Genomic DNA, 3,727 nt, shown 5'->3' with positions numbered 1-3,727 from the left:
GCGCGCCGTACGCGGCCAGCGCGTCGGCGACCGTCGCGCCGTCGGGCAGCGTCAGGGTCTGTTGGTTGATCTGGATGTCCATGAGGCTTCGTCGGAATCGGGCGGCGGCGTGCGTCAGGCCGGCTGGCGCGCGTCGTCGCGGTGATGAAGGAGCGTCGGCCAGCGCGCCGCGTCGCGCCATGCGGCGAACGCGTCGGGATCGCGCAGCGTGCCGTCGAGCGCGGCCTGCGCGAGCGCGACGGCCGCGTGCGCGACTTCCGGCGCGATCATGAAGCCGTGCCGGTACAGGCCGTTGACGGCCAGCGTCGATGCGCCGTCCCAGATCACGGCCGGGCGATGATCGGGCAGCGTCGGCCGGCACTGCGCGTTCAGCTCGAGGATGCGCGCCTCGCCGAATGCGGGATGCACGGAGAACGCGGCGCTCAGCAGCTCGAGCGCGGAACGCACGCTCACGGGCGACATGTCCTCGCCCTCCACTTCCGTCGCGCCGATCACATAGAGATCGTCCTGCTTCGGCGCGATGTACAGCGGGTAGCGCGGATGCAGCAGCCGCACCGGGCGCGTGAGCCCGATGCCGGGCGCATGCACGCGCGCGACTTCGCCGCGGATGCCGCGCAACGCCGGCAGCGCCGGTTTCGCGCCGAGCCCGCGGCAGTCGATCGTGAAATGCGCAGCCGGCAGGTGGGCGTCGTCGACCGCCGCGTGCCAGTGCGTGTCGACGCCGCGTTCGGCGAGCCCCGCGGCGAGCGCGCGCAGCGCCTGCCGGTTGTCGAGCTGACCTTCGCGCGGCAGCAGCAGGCCGCGTGCGAAACGGCCCGCGAGCGCGGGCTCGGCCGCGTCGACCTGCGCACCCGAGAGCGTGACGAAGCCACCGTCGAACAGGTCGGCCGGCGCATTCGCGCGCACGCGGCGCTCGAACAGCGGCGCTTCCGCGCGGTCGGCGTGATGCCAGACGACGAGCGTGCCGTGCTGCTGGAAGAACACCGGTTCGGGCAGTTCGGCGAGCCACTGCGGCCAGCGCGCCAGCGACGCGGCGCCGAGCTCGGTGATCAGCAGTTCGGCGCTGGCCGCTTCGGCGAGCGGCGCGAGCATCGCGGCCGCGATCCACGCCGCCGAGCGCTCGCCGTCCGGGCCGCCGCGCTCGTACAGCGCGACGCGATGCCCGTCGCCCGCGAGCCGCCACGCGATCAGCCGGCCGACGAGGCCGCCGCCGAGGATCGCGAAGTCGGGCCGCGAATCGTGAACGTTCATCGCGCGCCCTCCGCGCCGCCCGCCCGCGCGCGCCCGGCGCACGCCGACGCATGCGGCGAAGCGGCGCGCGAACCCGCGCGACAGACTGAAACAACTGAAGATTGATCGGTCATCGGTTCCTTCCGTAACGCGCGACGCGCGTACCCAAAAGGACGAAACCGGCGGCAAAGGCCGGCCGGGCGGGACTCGGGCGCTGACAATGGGATGGCAGCCAGCGCGGCCCGGCGGGATCAGAAACTTCCCTCGCCGGTATTACCCGGATCGGGTGCGAAGGGTCTTTCTCAGCCTCGCCGCGCCGCCCGGAACACCGTCGGCCGCGCACGAAGCACCCCTGTTTCGTCGTCGGCCATTAGACCATAAAAGCGGAAAACGTCGCAAACTGTCCCCGTTCGGCAAATCGACGTCGCGCGGCGCCGCTCTGGCACAATGCCCGGCAGGCCGGCCGCGCGAGCGGCCGGTTGTTGCGCCACCGCCGGCCTTTAAGTGCCGTTTAAGACGCGCGGGTCACCATCCGGACGCCCGCCGTCGGCGAGCACTCGTCCCGGCATGCCGTCTCGCGGCGCGCGCCCGGCTTCGCCCGGCCCGTGCGCCGGCCACTCATCAGGAAGCACATGACCCAATCGATCGATCCCGTCCGCTCCGCCTCCGACGCGCCGCAGGACGAGCGCCCGGTATCCGCATGGAGCCTCATCAAGCCCTACTGGGTGTCGTCCGAATGGAAAGTCGCGTGGGCGCTGCTCGTCACGATCATCGCGATCAATCTCTGCGTCGTCTGGATCAACGTCCAGCTGAACAAGTGGAACGCGCAGTTCTATAACGCGCTGCAGACCAAGAACGTGCACGATTTCCCGCATCTGATGATGCAGTTCTCGATGCTCGCGTTCGGCTTCATCATCCTCGCGGTGTACGGGCTGTACTTGCGGCAGATGCTCGGCTTCCGCTGGCGCCAGTGGCTGACCGACCGCTTTCTCGGCGAATGGCTCGGCGACCGCGCGTTCTACCGCATCGAACGCGACCGCCTCGCCGACAACCCCGACCAGCGCGTGGCCGACGACCTGCAGGCGTTCGCGACGACCACGCTGTCGCTGTCACTCGATCTGCTCTCGACGGTCGTCACGCTCGCGTCGTTCATCACGATCCTCTGGACGCTCGGCGGCGCGCTGACGCTGTCGCTCGGCGCCACGCCCGTCTCGATCCCCGGCTACATGGTGTGGGCCGCCGCGCTCTACGCGGTGGTCGGCTCGCTCGTGATCCAGAAGGTCGGCCGGCCCCTCGTGTCGATCAACTACCAGCAGCAGCGCGTCGAGGCGGACTTCCGCTTCGGGCTGATCCGCGTGCGCGAGAATGCCGAGCAGATCGCGTTCTACGACGGCGAAGACACCGAAAACCGCAATGCGCAGGGCCTCTTCCTGCGCATCCGCGACAACTGGTGGCGCGTCATGAAATACACGAAGCGCCTGACGTTCGTGAACGCGTTCTACGGACAGATCGCGATCATCTTCCCGTTCGTCGTCGCAGCGCCGCGCTACTTCGCGGGCGCCTTCACGCTCGGCGTGCTGATGCAGATCTCGTCCGCATTCGGCACGGTCAGCGATTCGTTCTCGTGGTTCCTCAACAGCTATCGCACGCTGGTCGAGTGGCGCGCGACCGTCAACCGTCTGCGCGAATTCAAGCGCGTGATGCGCACCTCGCATCTGAAGGAAAGCCTGTCGCCCGCGACCGAGCACGGCGGCATCAACCTGCACTATGTGAATGCCGCGAAGCTGTCGACGTCGTCGCTGAAGCTCGCACTGCCAAACGGCAACGCGCTCGCCAACATCGGCAGCGTGACGATCGAGCCGGGTTCGCGCTGGCTCGTGGTCGGCAAGTCGGGCTCCGGCAAGAGCACGTTCATGCGCGCGCTCGCCGGGCTGTGGCCGTTCGGCGACGGCGCGATCGACGCACCGGTCGGCGCGCGCATGATGTTCGTCCCGCAATCGAGCTATCTGCCGATCGGCACGCTGAAGGCGGCGCTCGCCTATCCGTCGGCGCCCGATGCGTTCGGTGACGACGCGTGCCGCGACGCGCTGCGCGCATGCCACCTCGAAGACTACGTCGACCGGCTCGACGAAACCGCGCACTGGACGCGCGTGCTGTCGCCCGGCGAACAGCAGCGTCTCGCCGGCGCGCGCGTGCTGCTGCACAAGCCCGACTTCCTGTTCCTCGACGAAGCGACGAGCGCGCTCGATGCCGACAACGAGGCGCGGCTCTATCGCCTGTTCGCCGAGCGGCTGCCGAAGGCCGCGATCGTCAGCATCGCGCACCGCGAATCGCTGGCCGCGTTCCACGGCGGTACGATCAACGTCGAGCGCGTGAACGACAGCGACAAGGTGGCCGCGTGAGCGCGCGCGCGGCGCGCATCGCACTGATCACCGGCGCCGGTTCGGGGATCGGCGCGGCGCTCGCGCGCCGGCTCGCCGCACCGGGCGTCGCGCTC

At 69.8% G+C, this 3,727-nt stretch carries 2 protein-coding genes, 1 pseudogene and 1 riboswitch; of the genes and pseudogenes, 1 reads left to right on the top strand and 2 read right to left on the bottom strand.

Annotated features, from left to right (window positions below; all coding sequences use genetic code 11):
• A pseudogene (locus HMPREF3115_RS32670) lies at positions 1–82 on the bottom strand (thiamine biosynthesis protein ThiS); the annotation flags it as partial.
• A 32-nt stretch (positions 83–114) separates the two neighbouring features.
• Positions 115–1,251, bottom strand: a complete 1,137-nt coding sequence (locus tag HMPREF3115_RS21260; protein ID WP_070555924.1) for an FAD-dependent oxidoreductase — start codon at positions 1,249–1,251, stop codon at positions 115–117.
• Positions 1,252–1,472: 221 nt separating this feature from the next.
• Positions 1,473–1,594: riboswitch (TPP riboswitch) on the bottom strand.
• Between the two features lie 268 nt (positions 1,595–1,862).
• Here HMPREF3115_RS21260 and HMPREF3115_RS21255 point away from each other — a divergent pair.
• Entirely contained in the window at positions 1,863–3,632 is a 1,770-nt protein-coding gene (locus HMPREF3115_RS21255; RefSeq protein WP_006406990.1) for an ABC transporter ATP-binding protein/permease, read from the top strand.
• Positions 3,633–3,727: the final 95 nt, after the last annotated feature.

It is taken from the genome of Burkholderia sp. HMSC10F09 (assembly GCF_001806955.1).
Taxonomy (GTDB): domain Bacteria; phylum Pseudomonadota; class Gammaproteobacteria; order Burkholderiales; family Burkholderiaceae; genus Burkholderia; species Burkholderia multivorans.
Note: the sequence above shows the minus strand (reverse complement) of the source record. Positions and strands in the feature narration are given on the sequence as shown.